At 71.2% G+C, this 16,219-nt stretch carries 19 protein-coding genes; 7 read left to right on the top strand and 12 right to left on the bottom strand.

What is annotated here, in order from left to right:
* Positions 1-5 precede the first annotated feature (5 nt).
* From hpf to J3P44_RS23660, 7 genes are all read right to left on the bottom strand, one after another.
* Complete coding sequence (hpf, locus tag J3P44_RS23690; protein WP_255892980.1) at positions 6-635, bottom strand: ribosome hibernation-promoting factor, HPF/YfiA family; 630 nt, start codon at positions 633-635, stop codon at positions 6-8.
* Between the two features lie 451 nt (positions 636-1,086).
* Positions 1,087-1,803, bottom strand: a complete 717-nt coding sequence (locus J3P44_RS23685; RefSeq protein ID WP_255892979.1) for a ComF family protein — start codon at positions 1,801-1,803, stop codon at positions 1,087-1,089.
* Positions 1,804-1,873: 70 nt separating this feature from the next.
* Positions 1,874-3,613, bottom strand: a complete 1,740-nt coding sequence (locus tag J3P44_RS23680) for an LpqB family beta-propeller domain-containing protein (RefSeq protein ID WP_255892978.1) — start codon at positions 3,611-3,613, stop codon at positions 1,874-1,876.
* The gene (mtrB, locus tag J3P44_RS23675; protein ID WP_255892977.1) at positions 3,610-5,211 is read right to left on the bottom strand and encodes an MtrAB system histidine kinase MtrB; all 1,602 of its coding nucleotides are present in this window, start codon (positions 5,209-5,211) and stop codon (positions 3,610-3,612) included. Before mtrB ends, J3P44_RS23680 begins: the two co-directional genes overlap by 4 nt.
* Positions 5,212-5,922, bottom strand: coding sequence for an MtrAB system response regulator MtrA (mtrA, locus tag J3P44_RS23670; protein ID WP_255892976.1), 711 nt, complete (start codon positions 5,920-5,922; stop codon positions 5,212-5,214).
* Positions 5,923-5,963: 41 nt separating this feature from the next.
* Positions 5,964-7,421 (bottom strand): adenosylhomocysteinase, encoded by a 1,458-nt coding sequence (gene ahcY, locus J3P44_RS23665; protein WP_255892974.1) that lies wholly within the window; start codon positions 7,419-7,421, stop codon positions 5,964-5,966.
* Between the two features lie 94 nt (positions 7,422-7,515).
* A complete protein-coding gene (locus J3P44_RS23660; RefSeq protein WP_255892973.1) occupies positions 7,516-8,646 on the bottom strand; it encodes a DUF808 domain-containing protein in 1,131 nt (376 codons plus the stop codon).
* Between the two features lie 100 nt (positions 8,647-8,746).
* Here J3P44_RS23660 and J3P44_RS23655 point away from each other — a divergent pair, with 100 nt between their 5' ends.
* The gene (locus tag J3P44_RS23655; protein WP_255892972.1) at positions 8,747-9,451 is read left to right on the top strand and encodes a cysteine hydrolase family protein; all 705 of its coding nucleotides are present in this window, start codon (positions 8,747-8,749) and stop codon (positions 9,449-9,451) included.
* Here J3P44_RS23655 and J3P44_RS23650 read toward each other — a convergent pair.
* Positions 9,373-9,915, bottom strand: coding sequence for a GNAT family N-acetyltransferase (locus J3P44_RS23650; RefSeq protein WP_255892971.1), 543 nt, complete (start codon positions 9,913-9,915; stop codon positions 9,373-9,375). The two genes, J3P44_RS23655 and J3P44_RS23650, sit on opposite strands and share 79 nt — an antisense overlap.
* Positions 9,916-9,962: 47 nt before the next feature.
* Here J3P44_RS23650 and J3P44_RS23645 point away from each other — a divergent pair, with 47 nt between their 5' ends.
* The 5 genes from J3P44_RS23645 to J3P44_RS23625 all read left to right on the top strand — a co-directional run bounded on the left by J3P44_RS23645 (position 9,963) and on the right by J3P44_RS23625 (position 13,357).
* Positions 9,963-10,337, top strand: a complete 375-nt coding sequence (locus J3P44_RS23645; protein ID WP_255892970.1) for a nuclear transport factor 2 family protein — start codon at positions 9,963-9,965, stop codon at positions 10,335-10,337.
* A 410-nt stretch (positions 10,338-10,747) separates the two neighbouring features.
* Positions 10,748-11,686 carry a VOC family protein gene (locus J3P44_RS25680; RefSeq protein ID WP_255892969.1) on the top strand — a complete coding sequence of 313 codons (939 nt, stop codon included), beginning with the start codon at positions 10,748-10,750 and terminating at the stop codon, positions 11,684-11,686.
* 40 nt (positions 11,687-11,726) lie between these two features.
* Positions 11,727-12,446 carry a nucleotidyltransferase domain-containing protein gene (locus J3P44_RS23635; RefSeq protein WP_255892968.1) on the top strand — a complete coding sequence of 240 codons (720 nt, stop codon included), beginning with the start codon at positions 11,727-11,729 and terminating at the stop codon, positions 12,444-12,446.
* A gap of 28 nt (positions 12,447-12,474) precedes the next feature.
* Complete coding sequence (locus tag J3P44_RS23630; protein WP_255892967.1) at positions 12,475-12,849, top strand: nuclear transport factor 2 family protein; 375 nt, start codon at positions 12,475-12,477, stop codon at positions 12,847-12,849.
* A gap of 4 nt (positions 12,850-12,853) precedes the next feature.
* Entirely contained in the window at positions 12,854-13,357 is a 504-nt protein-coding gene (locus tag J3P44_RS23625; RefSeq protein ID WP_255892966.1) for a GNAT family N-acetyltransferase, read from the top strand.
* A 72-nt stretch (positions 13,358-13,429) separates the two neighbouring features.
* Here the strand turns inward: J3P44_RS23625 and J3P44_RS23620 are convergent, their stop codons facing one another.
* The 4 genes from J3P44_RS23620 to J3P44_RS23605 all read right to left on the bottom strand — a co-directional run bounded on the left by J3P44_RS23620 (position 13,430) and on the right by J3P44_RS23605 (position 15,696).
* On the bottom strand, positions 13,430-14,029 hold the full coding sequence (locus J3P44_RS23620; protein ID WP_255892965.1) for a hypothetical protein: 600 nt from the start codon (positions 14,027-14,029) through the stop codon (positions 13,430-13,432).
* A 72-nt stretch (positions 14,030-14,101) separates the two neighbouring features.
* Positions 14,102-15,133 (bottom strand): SIS domain-containing protein, encoded by a 1,032-nt coding sequence (locus J3P44_RS23615; RefSeq protein WP_255892964.1) that lies wholly within the window; start codon positions 15,131-15,133, stop codon positions 14,102-14,104.
* 9 nt (positions 15,134-15,142) lie between these two features.
* Positions 15,143-15,319 carry a Trm112 family protein gene (locus J3P44_RS23610; protein ID WP_308212292.1) on the bottom strand — a complete coding sequence of 59 codons (177 nt, stop codon included), beginning with the start codon at positions 15,317-15,319 and terminating at the stop codon, positions 15,143-15,145.
* A gap of 14 nt (positions 15,320-15,333) precedes the next feature.
* Positions 15,334-15,696 (bottom strand): DUF3499 domain-containing protein, encoded by a 363-nt coding sequence (locus J3P44_RS23605; RefSeq protein ID WP_255892963.1) that lies wholly within the window; start codon positions 15,694-15,696, stop codon positions 15,334-15,336.
* A gap of 49 nt (positions 15,697-15,745) precedes the next feature.
* Here J3P44_RS23605 and J3P44_RS23600 point away from each other — a divergent pair, with 49 nt between their 5' ends.
* Positions 15,746-16,213 carry a metallopeptidase family protein gene (locus J3P44_RS23600; RefSeq protein ID WP_255892962.1) on the top strand — a complete coding sequence of 156 codons (468 nt, stop codon included), beginning with the start codon at positions 15,746-15,748 and terminating at the stop codon, positions 16,211-16,213.
* Positions 16,214-16,219 lie beyond the last annotated feature (6 nt).

Here is a 16,219-nt window from a genome sequence, read left to right as displayed (position 1 = left end):
GGTGGTCAGCGCGTCAGACCTCCGTCGACCTCCAGGGAGATCACGCCGTAGTCGTAGCCGCGCCGGCGGTAGACCACCGCCGGGCGCTCGCTCTCCTTGTCGACGAACAGGTAGAAGTCGTGCCCCACGAGCTCCATCTCGTAGAGCGCCTGGTCGAGCGTCATGGGTGTGGCGTGGTGCGACTTCTCCCGCACCACCAGCGGCCCGTCGCCGGTCACGGTGATCGGGCCGACCTTGCGCTCGATGACGCCGGACTCGTCCTGGGCCTCGTCCCCGACCTCGCCTGTGCCCGCGAGCGCCTCGCCCACCGAGACGGGGGTGTGCCGGCCGCGGTGCACCCGGCGCCGGTCGGCGGCGCGGCGCATCTGGGACTGCATCTTGTCGAGGGCGAGGTCCAGCGCGCCCATCTTGTCCTCGGCCGCCGCCTCGGCCCGGATCACCGGTCCCTTGGAGAACGCCGTGAGCTCGACCTTGGTCGCGCGATCGTGCTGGCGAGGGTTCTTCTCGAGCTCCACCTCCACCTGGACCCGCATGATGCGGTGGTCGTGCTTCTCCAGACGGGTGAGCTTCTCCGAGACATGTTCGCGGAAGCGATCGGACACCTCGCAGTGCCGTCCCGTGACCACAACCTCCATGTGAACCTCCTCAACTAGCGTTCGAACCGCACCCTTCCATGGGCCGCGGCGGTGTCCGCCGGGGCAGGGTGGGATGGAGTCCGCCCGGCCGACCTGGTCTTCGACCCCACAATCGCCTGCTGAGACGTTCGCAGCTTCTCCGCCACTACTGGCCTTCTCCCGGCATCCCCCGCGTCTGCACGTGGGGGGACCGACACATCTGGTGTCGGCGCAGGGGCAGGACTTACTTCTAAGCCGCACCGTGATCGTCCTGCGCGCCCCGCGCTGATGAACAGCGCGGTGCTCGTGGACTTACGTGGACCGTTTCGCCTGCGACTGGCATCGGCTTGCCGCGGGTCGGACCGAGGGCGGCGCCTCTCGGCGCTGCACACAGCCCTCTCCGTGACGCAACCACGGACCCGGGCGGACTCCATGATGAGACGCTAGCCCCTCTGGCGCTCGGGGCCAACAGTCAGGCCACCTGTCGGGCAGTCCTGCGCGTGGCGGCCACGGCGGCGATCGCGACGGGAGGCAGGCCGACGGCCTCCAGGGCCCGCTGGGCCTCCCGCGCGGTGGCTCCGGTCGTCAGCACGTCGTCGCACACGACCACGTGCGCAGGAGACCAGCGGCGCGCGACCCGGGCCATCACGGACGACGGGCAGTGCATCGAATGGCTCACGTTGGCCGCCCGGCCCCCGGCGTCGAGCCCCGCCTGGTCGGCGGCTCCGCGCGAGACGAGCAGCGGAGCGACCACGACGCGCCGCCGACCGTCGGGCTCGCGGCGCAGCCGGCTCGCAGCGGCACGCACCAGGGCCGACGTGGCCTCGTAGCCGCGCTGCCGGCCGGCACCGGGGCGCGACGGCACGGGCACCAGGAGCAGGGGTACGTCGGGGTCGAGGCCGGCACCAGCACCTCGCACGGCGACGGCGAGGAGCTCGCCCAGGACGCGGCGGTGACCCCACTGGCCGCGGTCCTTGTGACCCACCACGAGCGCGCGGACGGCGCCGTCGTACGACTCCGTGGCCCAGGGCGGCACCAGTCCGTCCGGGACCGGCGTCGGCCACGCGACCGCGGCCCGGGCCGAGAGCCCCGAGCGGCAGGAGGAGCACAGCATCCGGCCGGGTCGGTCGCACCCCACGCACCGGCTGCCGAGGAACAGGTCGAGGGCCTCGTCGAGCACGCGGCCCATGCCAGCAGCGCGGACGTACGACGGCAACCGGGCGAAGCGGGGCCTGTGGACAGCGCTCCGGGGCGGCCGGTCAGCCCGCGTAGGTCAACGAGGTGATGCCCTCGGCGAGGACGGGCACCGAGCGGTCGAGGCTGATCAGGCTGATCACCCTGCGGCCGGCGAGGGCGAAGGCCTCGCTGTCGTCCACCGGCGCGGAGACGAGGGTCCGGAAGCGCCCGCGCAGCCGCGTCGTGGTGGTGATCTCGCCGGGGGCGCCGTCCACCGAGATGGTGCGCACCTGGGAGAGGTCGTCGGTGATGTCGAGCACCGAGATCGAGGTGGGCGAGCGCCAGGCGATGTCACGGACGCGCAGGCTGCCCTCGGCCGGGAGCGGAAGCCTCACGAACGGGGTGAACCCCAGGATGCCCCCCGCTGCGTCGTGACGGATCCGTGCCGCCACCACGCGGTCGGTCTTCCTGCCGCGCACGACGGCGACCATCCTGCTCCCGTCGCGCGAGACGAGGAGCTTGGTGACCGCGCGTCCGCTCAGGCCGGGGACCTCCTCCACCCTGGCGCCGCCGCCCTCCACCAGGACGACGCGGGCACGACCGGCGTTCCGGTCGAGCACCCAGGCACGGTCCCAGCGGTCCCAGTTGGGGACGGCCAGGTCGACGGCCCCGACGACGAGCGGCACGACCTCACCGTCCAGTGCCTCGGTGGGGGCCATCAGGAGGTCGGTGCCGCTGGTCGAGACCGCGGCGACCTGCGAGCCCGAGATGCTCACCGCGACGGATCGGATCCCCCGTGCGTCCGCACCGAGTGGGCCGAGGGTCGGCTCGAACGCACCGATGGGCCCGGTGACCACGCGGCCCTGGTCCAGGGCGTACATCTGGCTCGTCGAGCGCCCCCCGTCGGGGTCGTACTCGCTGCCGACGCCGAGGGGGACCTGTGTCGACCCTCCCGGCCAGGCGATCGCACGGTCGCCCACGCTCAGCTGGACGGCACTGATGCGCGGCTCCTGGCGCAACGTCCAGGCGAGCTGGGCCAGCATCCTCCTCGCGGTCTCCTCGTCGATCACGTCGGGGTCGCCGGACAGGGCCACCTCGGCGATGCCGTCGATGATGGGGACGGACAGGCCGCGGGTGCCGGCCGGGAAATAGGTCCGGTAGACGTCCTGGGACTCGACGGACGGCTGGGTGAGCAGGCCCCGGACCAGGGATGGCGCGGCCTGCTCACCGCGGGGCACGAAGACCGGCTCCGGCACGAGCACCTCGGAGGTGGGGTCGAAGAAGTAGAGCGAGACCCGCTGGTACCAGTCCTCGAACCACGACTCGGGGACGATGAGCGCATCAGGCACCTCGTCGATGCGCCACTCGCCGTCCTCCTCGACGAGCCCCAGGTCCAGGTCGCGGGTGGCCACCGTGCGCTGCCAGGCGCCGCGGGCGTCGTAGACGTTCACGTCCTTCATCGAGATCGTGGTCGAGGTCCGGCCCGAGGGCGTGCCGAGCTCGCCATAGGTGATGATCTGCCGTTCGGGCACCCAGGCGTCCTCGGCCTCGCGGGACAGGAACTGGCGCGCGACCGTCAGGGAGATCGGGGTCGCCTTCATCGCCTCCAGGAAGCCCCCGACGATGTCGCCCGCCGGCTCGCCCGGGCGGGGCGGCCGCGGGTCGAACGAGATGCCGGGCACGTCCACGACGTCGGGGCTCCCCTGAGGCTCGACCACCGGCCCCTCGGTCGGCATCTGGACGCAGCCCGCCAGCAGGGCGCACACGGCCGCCACGAGCGCCGGGCGCAGCAGGCGAGCCGAGGTCCTCATGGTGGTGCTCATGCGGTCTCCCGCGCGTCGTCGGGGACCAGGGGCAGCGGCGAGTGCCGTAGCTGGGTGCCGAGGTGGCGCGGCAGGGTGAGCCGGAACTGGGCGCCCTCGCCGGGCCGGCCCCAGGCCTGGAGCCAGCCCCCGTGCAGGTGGGTGTCCTCGAGGGAGATGGACAGGCCCAGGCCGGTGCCGCCGCTGGTGCGTGCGCGGGCCGGGTCGGCGCGCCAGAAGCGGTTGAACACCATCGCGGACTCCCCCGGGCCCAGCCCGACACCGTGGTCGCGCACAGCGATGGCCGCGGACTGCCGGTCGGCCCCGATGAAGATCTCCACGTCGCGCGACTCGGCGTGGTCGATGGCGTTGGTGACCAGGTTGCGCACGACCCGCTCCACCCGGCGTACGTCGGCCTCGGCGACGCACCGCGTGCCGGGGTCGTGCACCACGACCCGGGTGTCGCGCTGGGCAGCCAGCGCCGAGGTCATGTCGACCACCCGGCGCGCGACGTCGACGAGGTCGACGTCCTCGGCCTCCAGGACCGCGGCGCCCGCGTCGAATCGGCTGATCTCGAGCAGGTCGGCGAGGAGCGTCTCGAAGCGGTCGAGCTCCTTCTGGAGCAGCTCGGCGGCCCGACCGGTGACCGGGTCGAGGAACGGCCGCGCGTCGTGGATCACGTCGCTGGCCATCCGCACGGTCGTGATCGGCGTACGCAGCTCGTGGGAGACGTCGGAGACGAATCGGCGCTGCAGCCGGCTGAGCTCCTCGAGCTGCCGGATCTGCTTCTGCAGGTTGGAGGCCATCTGGTTGAAGGAGGTGGCCAGGCGGGCCAGGTCGTCCTCGCCGCGCACGCGCAGTCGTTCCTGCAGCTGGCCCGCCGCGAGCCGTTCGGCGACCCGGCGGGCCATCCGGATCGGGGTCACGACCTGTCGGGTCACGAGCCAGGTCAGGCAGGCCACCAGGAGCAGCAGCGGCACGCCGGCGACGAGCATCGCCCGGGAGACGAGCGCCAGCGTCTCCTGCTGCTCGGCGAGGGGATAGAGGTAGTAGAGGGTGTAGGTGTTGTTGTCGGCCGGCAGCCGGACCTGGCTGCCCACCACGATGCCCGGACCCTCCGGCAACCCCGGGATCGGGCGCGTCGTCTCGATGTCGGTGAAGGTCCAGGCGGTCGGCGAGACCTGGTCGAACTGGTCCTCGAGCCGCTCGGGCACGCTGGTCAGGTCGAGTCCCTCCGTGAACTTGGCCCCGCCGTCTGCCAGCCGGCTGCCCTCACTGATGGGCGGGGACAGGATCACGGCGAAGCCACGCGTGGCTCCGCGGGCCTGGATCGGTTCGACCAGGGCCTGCTGCTGGGCGGCCTCGTTGAGGTTGACCCCGGGGGTGGCAGCAAGTTGTGTGCGAGCCGCCTCGGTCTCGCTCTCGGCCTCCTGCACGACGGCCTCGACACGGTTCTCGAGGAGGCCGTCGCGGGTCTGCTGGATCAGGAACGCGCCGACCACCCCGACGACGGCTGCCGAGAGCAGGACCGTGCTCACCACGACCCGTGCCTGCACGGAGCGCCGCCAGAAGGCGGGCCCGTGGCGGAGGGCCTGCGGGAGCCGGTCGAGCAGGGACACCTAGGACATGCCCTGGGGCTTGCCGGCCTTGTAGCCCACGCCCCGCACGGTCAGCACGACCTCCGGGTTCTCGGGGTCGTGCTCGACCTTCGAGCGCAGGCGCTGGACGTGCACGTTGACCAGCCGCGTGTCGGCGCTGTGGCGGTAGCCCCAGACCTGCTCCAGCAGGACCTCGCGCGTGAAGACCTGCCAGGGCTTGCGGGCCAGGCAGACGAGCAGGTCGAACTCGAGCGGCGTGAGGTTGATCGGCTCGCCGTCGCGGGTCACGGAGTGGCCGGCCACGTCGATGGTCACGTCGCCGATCGTGAGCCCCTCGTCGTTGGAGACGTCGTTGCGGCGCATGCGCGCGCGGACCCGGGCTACGAGCTCCTTGGGCTTGAAGGGCTTGATGATGTAGTCGTCGGCCCCGGACTCGAGGCCCACGACCACGTCGACGGTGTCACCCTTCGCGGTGAGCATCACGATCGGTACGCCGGACTCGGCGCGGATCTCCTTGCACACGTCGATGCCGTCCTTGCCGGGCAGCATCAGGTCGAGGAGCACCACGTCGGGCTTGTAGTCGCGGAACGCATCGAGGGCCAGGTCGCCGCGGCCCACGATGCGGCTGTCGAACCCCTCCTGGCGGAGAACGATGGAGAGCATCTCCGCCAAGGAGGCGTCGTCGTCGACGACGAGCACGCTGCCGCGCGCCGGCTCGTCAAGGTCAGTCATGGAATGAGTCTAGGGCGGTCGGCCCCACTCGGCAGCGAGACTCAGTAGCGGTAGAGGTCCGACTTGTACGGGCCGGCGACGTCGACGCCGAGGTACTCGGCCTGCTCCTTGGTGAGCTCCGTCAGCTCGACGCCGAGGGCGTCGAGGTGAAGACGGGCGACCTCCTCGTCGAGGTGCTTGGGCAGGACGTGCACGCCGAGGTCGTACTCGGTGGCCTTGGTGTACAGCTCGATCTGCGCCAGCACCTGGTTGGTGAAGGAGTTGGACATGACGAACGACGGGTGGCCGGTGGCGTTGCCGAGGTTGAGCAGGCGGCCCTCGGACAGCACGATGATCTTCTTGCCGGGCTCGCCGTTGTCGCTCGGGAAGATCCACTGGTGGACCTGCGGCTTGATCTCGTCCTTGACGATGCCGGGGATCTTGGCCAGACCCGCCATGTCGATCTCGTTGTCGAAGTGGCCGATGTTGCCGACGATGGCCTGGTGCTTCATCTTGTGGAAGTGCTCGACCGTGATGATGTTGAAGTTGCCGGTCGTGGTGATGAAGATGTCAGCCGTCTCGACGACGGAGTCCAGGCGCTTGACCTCGTAGCCGTCCATCGCCGCCTGCAGTGCGCAGATCGGGTCGATCTCGGTGACGATGACGCGAGCACCCTGGCCGCGCAGCGACTCGGCGGATCCCTTGCCGACGTCGCCGTAGCCGCAGACGACGGCGACCTTGCCGCCGATCATCACGTCGGTCGCCCGGTTGAGGCCGTCGATCAGTGAGTGGCGGCAGCCGTACTTGTTGTCGAACTTGGACTTGGTGACGGAGTCGTTGACGTTGATCGCCGGGAAGAGCAGCGTGCCCTCGCGGAAGCGCTCATAGAGGCGCAGGACGCCGGTGGTGGTCTCCTCCGAGACGCCTCGGATGTCCTTGGCGATCGTGGTCCAGTGCTGCGGCTTGGTCTCGACGGAGCGGGCCAGGACACGCAGCACCTCCTTGAACTCCTCGTTGTCGGTGCTGTCCTGCGACGGCACGACGCCGGTCTTCTCGTACTCGACGCCCAGGTGCAGGAGCATCGTGATGTCGCCACCGTCGTCGAGCAGGACGTTGGGGCCGACCGGGTTGCCGTCGGCGTCGGCGAAGTCGAAGACCTTCTCGGCCTCGTCCCAGTACTCGGCGAGGGTCTCGCCCTTCCAAGCGAACACCGGAGTGCCGGCGGGGGCGTCGACGGTGCCGTCGCGACCGACGACGACCGCAGCGGCCGCGTGGTCCTGGGTGGAGAAGATGTTGCAGGTGGCCCAGCGCACGTCGGCACCGAGATCCACCAGGGTCTCGATGAGCACCGCGGTCTGGATCGTCATGTGCAGCGAGCCGGCGATGCGGGCGCCCTTGAGCGGCTGGTCCTTGCCGTAGCGCTCGCGCATGGCCATCAGGCCCGGCATCTCGTGCTCGGCGAGCTCGATCTCCTTGCGGCCGAACGCGGCCAGGGTGAGGTCAGCAACCTTGAAGTCCATCAGTTGTCTCCCGAATCTGAGGAGGTGCGTCTGCGCCGCACATCTGTGCATCGTCGGGATCTCCCGCGCGGACCAGAAGAGAGTAGGACCGGTTTCAGCGATTCGGAGAATCCTCGGAGGCCCCCGGAGCGGGGCCTTCCGAGGTCTCGTCGACAGGCCCTTCGGCATGCTCCGCGGCGTGGCCCTCGACGCGATCCTGGGTGTGGTCCTGGGTGTGGTCCGCGCCGTGGTGGCCGCCCACCCCGGCGGCCCGCAGGGCCCCGAGGATCAGGAAGCCGACGACGAGGCCGACGACCGCCGAGACCACGGTGTTGAGCAGCCAGCCGGCGAGGCCGCCGAGCGCTCCACCGATCGCGTGGTGGACGTCCTCCTCCCAGTGGTGCACGAGGTCGTACGGCGCGTGCAGCGCGTCGCCGAGCCCCGTGCCCTCGAGGAGTCCGTCGTGCCCGCCGATCTCGTAGAGGCTGACCAGGAAGATGTGGCCGCCGACCCAGAGCATGGCGAGCGTGCCGATGAACGAGATGGCCGCGAGCAGCCGCGGCATCGCGGCGACGAGGGCGTGGCCGATGCGTTGGGACGCCGACGACGACCTCAGCGTCATCGCCAGGCCGACGTCGTCCATCTTCACGATCAGCGCGACCACGCCGTAGACCAGGATGGTGATCATCAGCGCGACGACGGCGAGCACGATCGCGCGCATCCAGATGCTGGCGTCGGGGTCGGCGCCCACCACCTCCTTGAGCGCGATCACCATGATCTCGGCGCTGAGGATGAAGTCGGTGCGCACCGCCTGCGCGATGGTGCTCTTCTCGTGCTCGGGGGTGAACTCGCCCGTCGGCGCGACCTCCTGCTCCGCCTCGGTCGCGTGGCCGGTGAGGCGCTCGTGCACCTTGTGGGCGCCCTCGTAGGCCAGGAACGCGCCACCGAAGATCAAGATCACCGGCAGCAGCCCGGGCAGGAACTGGCCGAGCAGCACGGCCGCGGGCAGGATGAAGAGCATCTTGTTGCGCAGCGAGCCGATCGCGATCTGCTTGATGATCGGCAGCTCGCGCGCGGCGGCAGACCCGTGGAGGTACTGCGGGGTCACCGCGGTGTCGTCGACGACCACGCCCGCGGCCTTCGCGCTCGCGCGACCCGCGGCGGCGCCCACGTCGTCCACGCTGGCTGCGGCGATGCGGGCGAGGGCGGCGACGTCGTCGAGGAGGGCGAACAGTCCGCCGGCCATGGGGGATCCTTCGGGGTCGTGGGGATACGTCGGGATCAGCCTATCGACGGGCCATTGCTGAGTCGTCCACCCGCAGGGCGCATCGCAGTAGCCTCGCCGGATGACATCGCCGCCCGCCGCCGACGTCGCGACGCACGACTGGTTCGTCGAGGAGCGCGAGTACCGGCGACACGAGGAACGACGTGGCCGACGACATGCGTACGAGCACCTCGACCCGCGACGTACGGCGCTCGTGGTCGTCGACGTCGTGCCCTTCTTCGTCCGCGAGTCGGCGTACGTCCGCGGGATCGTGCCGCGGGTCAACGCGCTGGCCGCCGCCTTGCGCACCGCCGGCGGCGTGGTCGCGTGGGTCGTGCCGGGATCCAGCGAGCCGTCGGCCAAGGACCGGGAGTTCTTCGGCGACGAGGTGGCGGAGCTCTATGCCGGCTCGGGAGGGGAGGGCACTCCGGTGGAGCGGCTGCACCCCGGCCTCGCCGTCGACCGGGACGACCTTGCAGTGGAGAAGACGGCCCGGAGCGCGTGGTTCCCCGGCAGCGAGCTGCCGGCACTGCTCGCCGCCCGTGACGTGGAGACGCTCCTGGTGACCGGGACCGTCACCAACGTGTGCGTCGAGGACACCGTGCGCGACGCCAGCACCGCCGGACTGCGGGTCGTCCTGGTCGCCGACGCGTGTGCCGCCATGCGCGACCGCGACCACAACGCGACCCTGCACGTGGTCTACCGCTCCTACGGCGACGTGAGGTCGACCGAGGACGTGCTCGGACTGATCGCTTCGGGCGACCTCCGGTCCAGGGCCAGCTCGTAGGTGAGCAGCTCGGCGTGCGGCGGCATGCTGCCCCGCGAGCTCTCCCCCGTGGGTCGCCACCCGAGCTTCTCCCAGAAGCGGCGTCCGCGAGGGTTCGCTGCGTAGACGCGGAGCCGGGCCCGCGAGAGTCCTCGGTGGCGCAGGACGTCCACGATCTCGTCGTGGGCAGCGACGGCCAGGCCACTCCCCCACTCCTCGAGCGCCGCGCCGAAGTGCAGCACCTCGTCGCCACGGACCGCCACGAAGCCCGCGACCTGCCCGTCCCGGCAGATGACGAAGCACGACGTGTCCCCAGCACTCACCTCGGCCAGCCAGCGCTCGGCGATGACCTGGCGCGGGAACGGGTGCTCGTCCTGGGGGAACACGGCGGACAGACCGGCGACGGCAGCGGGCTGCTGGACCTCGAGGACCTCAGGGATGTCCTCGACGTGCATCTCCCGGAGCACCGGTTCGCGCGACGGCATCTCACAAGGGTATGAGCGGGGTGCCCCACGTGCGGCACTCTGGTGCCATGGACGAGGAGTCGCAGGTCATCCGCGCCGCTGAGGCCCGAGCAGCTGCGCTCGCGGACGGCCATGCCGATCGCTTGCTCGCACTCCTGCACGAGGACTTCCGGTGGACCTCCCACGTCGGAGAGACCTACGACCGCACCGAGTACGTCCGTCGGAACACCCAGGGTGACACCGTCTGGCGGTCCCAAGGACTCACCAGCCCGGAGGTCGTGGTGGTCGGCGAGACCGCCGTCCTCGTCGCCGAGGTGACCGACGTGGTCGTGTCGCGGACCGGCGAGCCCGAGACGTTCCGGATGCCGATGACCCAGGTCTGGGTCCGGGCCGGAGATGAATGGACGTGCCTGGCGGGGCATGCGGGTCCGCGTCTGCGGTGAGGTTCGCCCGCGGTCGCGGTGTCGGTGGGTTTCTGTAGGCTCGAACACATGATCGAGAGGCTGGAAGCCGGGACCGAGGTCGAGGACGACCTCAGCCCGACGGACCTGCTCGACGCGCTTCGTGAGCGGAAGGCCACCGAGGACCGCGCCGCCGCGGACCTGCTCGACCTAGCCGCCCGGTGGGCGGACCTGCACCCGCCGGAGTCGATCCACCACACCGCCACGTTCACCAGTGGCCGCGGGATCGGTCTCGAGGTCGGTCGAGGAGTCCATCGCCGGGGAGGGCTGCCCTACGGTGGCGGAGTTCTGTGTCGCCGAGCTCGGCACCGTCCTGGGCATCTCCACGATGTCGGCGAAGCGAGCTGCGGCACCGGCTCCCGCGGTTGTGGGCGCAGGTCCAGTCGGGTCGGGTGCCGGCCTGGCGGGCCCGTTCGGTGGCCGAGGCCACCATCCACGCCACCCCGTCGCTGACTCCTGAGGCGGCCGGGTGGGTCGACGCCCAGGTCGCTGCCGTGACCGGGAGAGTCGGTCCCGCGCAGCTGGACCGGCTGGTCGCGGAGACCATCAAACGTTTCGCGCTCGCCGCGGCGGATCCGGCCGCGGACCCGGAGGACGGCTACCTGTCCGTGGACCCGCGCCACGCCACCCTCCACGGCGAGGACGTCCACTACGCCGGCACCATGCACCTCGAGGCCGACCTCGACATCGCCGACGCCCTCGACGTCGACCGCGTCCTGACCCACGGCGCCGAGCTGCGCAAAGCCCTCGGGTCGACTCAGTCCCTCGACGTCCGCCGCGCCCAAGCCCTCGGCGACCTGGCCCGGACGCAGACCGCGCTCGACCTGCACACCCACGGCCACACTCAAGGCCACGCCGGCGCATCCGGCCAGGACGGCCTCCCGGTCGCGCGGGAAGTGGTGCTGCACCACGCCCCACACCCCGCCACTCCACGGATGGCGGGCCCACAGGCACCTCCGCCACCTGTCGACGTACTGGACTACGTTGCCCTCATGCCCTCCTTCGTGAAGTCGGTGACGTTCGACTGTCACGACCCGTTGGCAGTCGCAGCATTCTGGGCGGCGGCCCTGGGTTCGAACGTCGACGAGGACAGCACGCCCGAGCGTGCCTGGGTGGAGCCCGCCGGATGGGGAGGACCCAGTCTGTGGTTCCAGCGCGTGCCTGAGCCCAAGGTGGCCAAGAACCGCCAGCACTTCGATCTTCGCGCAGCAGGGCCGCTGGAGGCGGAGCGCGATCGACTCGTCGCCCTCGGCGCGCGCGTGGTCCGGCAGGACGAGGACCTGTACGTGATGCTCGACCCCGAGGGCAACGAGTTCTGCCTCGAGACCTGACCGGCCGGGGCACGAGGCCTGCGGTGGGCAGGATGTGGGCATGAGACATCCGGCGGTGGAGGCGTTCTTCATCGACCTGTCGACCGCCGGATGGGTGAGCGACGTCTGGCTCTACGGTTCGCTCGCGACCGGCGACCACCAGCCCGGCGTCAGCGACATCGACCTCGTCACCCTCACGACCGGCTCGTTGGGCGTGGACGACCTGCGCCTGGTGGTCGAGCTCCACGAGCGCATCGACAGCACGGTCGGGACAGGCAGCGCCCTCGGCTGCGCCTATGTCGACGTCACCCGACTGGGTGACCCCAGCGCCCTGCACCCGACGTGGACGCACGGGCGCCTGGTCCGTCGTCGCCTGTCGTCGATGGTGCGTGCGGAGCTCCTGACCCACGGTCAGGTGCTTCTCGGGCGAGAGCCTGAGGCGGTCCTGCCGCTGATGTCCGAGGCAGACATCCGGACGGCCGCGCTCGAGGAGCTCTCGGGCTACTGGTCCTGGGCAGCCCGGCGGCCGTGGCTGTTCCTGAGTCCACAGCTCGCTGATCTCGCGCTGCTCAGCATGGCGCGCATCCGCCACACGCTGGCCACCGGCGCCCTGGTCTCCAAGACGGAAGCGATCGCGCAGGTGCGCGCGCCCCAGGCCGTCGTCGCGGGCATCGCTCGACGCCGTACGTCACCGGGGCGACGTACCTTCCCCCTCGCCCTCCGTTCTGGCCACCACGCATGGCGAGACACCCGCCGGACGATCGCGCGGCCCCGGGCCTGATGTCGGTGCCTGCCGCCACACTCGTCCCATGGACGCCGCGACCCTCCTCACCCGTCTCGCCGAGGTCATCGACGCTCACGACTGGGACGGGCTGCCTGCCCTCCTCCATCCCGCCTTCACCTGCCGGCTGCTGCACACCGGCGAGGTCTTCGACCGCGACCAGTGGGCCCGCCTCAACGCCGACTACCCCGGCTTCGAGCGCCTCGTCGTCGAGGACCTCGTCGCCGAAGGCGACCGGGGGGTCCTGCGCGCCCGGGTCACGGGGACGGGAGCAGACGGCAGCAAGCAGGTCTTCGTCGTCGCGAGCTTCGCCAGCGTCCGCGACGACCTCATCGGAGAGCTCACCGAGGTGTGGGCCGACGTCGACCAGCAGGCTCCCGAGGGCACCAGGCCGTTAACCTGAGCCGGTGCTGCCCGAGCCCACCGCGCGCCTGCGCTTCCGTGCGATGGAGATGGCCGACCTCGACCACGTGGCCGCGGTGCTGTCGGCACCCGACCCGGTGCCTGTCGACCGCCCGGCCCGCACCCGCGACGATGCCGTGCGCTGGATCGAGTGGCAGGCACGCAACTACGCCCAGCACGACTTCGGCCTCTGGGTCGTGGAGACCCACGGCGGCGTGTTCGTGGGCGACTGCGGACTCACGATGCAGGACGTCGAGGGCACTCCCCACGTCGAGGTCGGCTACCACGTGATGCCGGCGATGCGGCGCCATGGCTACGCGACCGAGGCCGCCACGGCCGTTCGGGACTGCGCCGCCGCCCACGGCATCGGCCACCTCGTGGCGCTGATCCGCCCCGAGAACCTGCCCTCACAAGGAGTCGCTCGCAACCTCGGCATGGTCGTGGAGCGCACGGCGTTCGTCCACGGGGGCGACGCGCTGGTGTTCGGGATGCCGCTGGGCAGTCGGTGATCGCAACGGAGCCCCGGACCCCACCGCACACGGCGATCGGCTCCGAGGCTCCGATGGGTCACCCCACGGTGGTCACTTCATCTTCTTGGCAGCGACCTTCGCGAGCGGCTTGACGCTGGCTGCTGGCACCACGGCGTCGTCCACGGCGATGACATTGCCGATCCGCTTGCCGTCACGGATCATCACGCTGGTCGAGTAGTTCGTGGTCGTGGAGAAGGTCGACTGCAGCTCGACGGTCAGGGACTCGTCGCCCAAGCGCAGCGACGTGCCCTTGGTCACCGAGATCGTCGCCCCCGTGGCGGGCTGGGTGTAGGTCGCGCACTTCTTGACGTACTTCTTGTACGACGCCATGTAGGCCTTGGCCTTGGCCACGGACTTGAGCTCGACGACACCGGTCAGCACGATGGGGTACCCGGTCGTGGACGCGCCGGTCGTGGTGACACCGGACTTCACCTTCGACGTCACGGTCTCGTCGCAGGTCTTCCCCGGCACGCCGATCTTCGTGACCTTGTCGGTGGTGAACTGGCCGTCGGCGAGCTCGGGGAACGCCTTGACGATGTCACCCTGGCTCGGAGCGTCCTTCCCGGTCACCGCTGCGTGGGCGGTGGGCGTGGTCACGAGCAGCAGGGCGGCGGCCAGGCCACTTGCGAGGGACAGGGACGTGCGGGACATGAGTTCTCCTGAGGAGTCGATGGCGAGTTGCGTGCCGTCGCCTCCTACCCCTTGGGCAGCGGATCAATCCCCCTAGTCCTCGACCAGGCCGATCCGGAGGTACTCCGCGGCGTACGTCCCGCTCAGCAGCAGCGACGCGTAGCGCGCCACCTCGGCGTCGGCGTCGGTGTCGAGCGTCTCGACGCGGACGCTGTGGCGCGCGGCAGCGGCACGCAGCTCCTCCGCCTGCTCGCGTACGACGGGGTCGTCCGAGCGGTCGTCGAGGATGAGCAGCAGCGGCCGGAGGTCGGCCGGCTCCTCGGAGAACGGGTCGGCGAAGACGTCGTGGGGCTTGGTCGCCTCGATGACCGGCAGCAGGTGCTCGGCGTCGCCCGCGATCGCGGACCGGCCGCTGGTGCGCCGCAGCGACTCCGCCAGCCGACGCGCCGCCCTCGCCGCGAGGACCGAACCGCCCCAGACAAGGGGGTTGGTGTCGGCCATCGCGATCGCGAGCATCTTGGCCGGGTTGACGGCGAGGTCGCGGTGCGGCGAGCAGTCGGTGGCGACCTCGTCGAGGGACGTGGCCACCGACTCGGCGTCGGCACGCGGGCCGAGGTGCACGTGGGCGAGGTAGTCGAGCATCACGACGGCCGTGGCCAGCTGGTCACCCGTCACCGTCGGCAGGACGGTGACATGGCGTCCGGCCGCGTGCTCACCGACGAGCGAACGCTGGGGGCAGGCGACCACGAGCTGCGCCCCGCGGCGTACGGCCTCGGCGACGGCCGACGCCGAGCCGTGGTCGTTGCCCTCAGGCGCCAGCATCACGACGAGGTCGAGCGATCCCGCCCATCCTGGGAGCCCGGGGTTGGGCCACGCGACGAACGGCACCGGGCACCACGGCTCGAGCACCGCCCGCAGGAGGCGCGAGTCGGGGCCGGCCGCGATCACCGCACGTGGGCGGGAGTCGTCACGACCGCGCGCGATGAGCTCGGCCATCGCGCTGGCGGCCTCGTGGGCCTCGCGCCGGACCCGCGCGCCGCTCTCGGCGAGCGTGCGCAGGCGCAGGTCGACGGTCTGCAGCACGCCGGGATCATCGAGCCGGGCCTCGTCGAACCAGGTCGCCACGGCCAGTCCTCAGGCGGGCTTGCGGGCTTCGTCGACCAGCAGCACGGGGATGTCGTCGCGGACGGGGTAGGCGTTGCCACACCCCTGGCAGACGAGCTCGTCGACGCCGTCCAGCGTGGCGGGTGAGAGCTGTCCGTGGCAGGCCGGGCAGACGATGATGCTCAGCAGCTGCGGGTCGATGTTCACGCCGGCAATCCTAGTCAGTCGGTGGAGGACAGGACCCGCAGGTGCCCTCGCTTCGCGCCGCGACTCGCGTCGTCGGTCGAGTGCAGCGGGACGGGCGCCGGAGCCGGGCGCGCGGCCTCGCGCACCGCGTCGGCGAGCGCGAGCAGGTCGTCGCTGCTCGGGCCCTGGGCCCGGGGGTCCGGAGCCAGCCGGAGCACCTCCCACCCGCGCGGCGCGGACAGTCGCTCGCTGTGCAGCTCGCAGAGGTCGTAGGCGTGCGGCTCGGCGTAGGTCGCCAACGGACCGAGGACGGCGGTCTGGTCGGCGTAGACGTACGTCAGCGTGTTGACCGCAGGACGGCCACACGCCGTCCGCGAACAACGACGGGCAAGGCTCACGGCGCCGACGCTACCCGCCGGATGCGCACGCGACGCTTAGGCTCGCGGCGTGGACGACGTGAGCACCGCACACCTGGGCACCGACGCCGCCGTCCCGCGCAGCCGGCGTCGTGACCGGCGGGGCCGCGGCATGCGCGGACCCGGCGTCCTCCCGGCGGAGCCCGGCACTCCGGCGCTTCGGACCGCCCGACAGAAGTTCGACCAGCTCGTCCTCGACGTGGTCACTCCGCTCGACGAGCGCTGGCAGCGCCACCTCGGCCTCGTCGAGTACGCCGTCGAGGACGCGCCGATGCTCCCCGACGACTGGGGCGACGAGACCGTGCCGCTGTCGTCGCTGGTGCGCGGGAAGGGCCAGTCACCCACCCGCCTGGTGATCTTCCGGCGCCCGATCGAGCACCGCTCCACGAGCCGCGACGAGCTGGAGGCGCTGGTGCACACGGTCGTGGTCGAGCAGCTGGCCGAGCTCCTCGGCCTCACGCCCGGCCAGGTCGACGAGAGGTACGGCGACCAGGACTAGCGGGAC

Source organism: Nocardioides astragali (genome assembly GCF_024436375.1).
Classification (GTDB): Bacteria; Actinomycetota; Actinomycetes; order Propionibacteriales; family Nocardioidaceae; genus Nocardioides; species Nocardioides astragali.
The sequence above is the reverse complement of the archived record's forward strand: the minus strand, read 5'-3'. Positions and strand labels throughout refer to the sequence as shown.

Bases quoted from the DNA above. Each gene is read 5' to 3' on its own strand.
- hpf (WP_255892980.1), bottom strand. From the start codon at position 635: ATGGAGGTTGTGGTCACGGGACGGCACTGCGAGGTGTCCGATCGCTTC.
- J3P44_RS23685 (WP_255892979.1), bottom strand. From the start codon at position 1,803: ATGGGCCGCGTGCTCGACGAGGCCCTCGACCTGTTCCTCGGCAGCCGG.
- J3P44_RS23680 (WP_255892978.1), bottom strand. From the start codon at position 3,613: ATGAGCACCACCATGAGGACCTCGGCTCGCCTGCTGCGCCCGGCGCTC.
- mtrA (WP_255892976.1), bottom strand. From the start codon at position 5,922: ATGACTGACCTTGACGAGCCGGCGCGCGGCAGCGTGCTCGTCGTCGAC.
- ahcY (WP_255892974.1), bottom strand. From the start codon at position 7,421: ATGGACTTCAAGGTTGCTGACCTCACCCTGGCCGCGTTCGGCCGCAAG.
- J3P44_RS23660 (WP_255892973.1), bottom strand. From the start codon at position 8,646: ATGGCCGGCGGACTGTTCGCCCTCCTCGACGACGTCGCCGCCCTCGCC.
- J3P44_RS23655 (WP_255892972.1), top strand. From the start codon at position 8,747: ATGACATCGCCGCCCGCCGCCGACGTCGCGACGCACGACTGGTTCGTC.
- J3P44_RS23650 (WP_255892971.1), bottom strand. From the start codon at position 9,915: ATGCCGTCGCGCGAACCGGTGCTCCGGGAGATGCACGTCGAGGACATC.
- J3P44_RS23645 (WP_255892970.1), top strand. From the start codon at position 9,963: ATGGACGAGGAGTCGCAGGTCATCCGCGCCGCTGAGGCCCGAGCAGCT.
- J3P44_RS23635 (WP_255892968.1), top strand. From the start codon at position 11,727: ATGAGACATCCGGCGGTGGAGGCGTTCTTCATCGACCTGTCGACCGCC.
- J3P44_RS23630 (WP_255892967.1), top strand. From the start codon at position 12,475: ATGGACGCCGCGACCCTCCTCACCCGTCTCGCCGAGGTCATCGACGCT.
- J3P44_RS23620 (WP_255892965.1), bottom strand. From the start codon at position 14,029: ATGTCCCGCACGTCCCTGTCCCTCGCAAGTGGCCTGGCCGCCGCCCTG.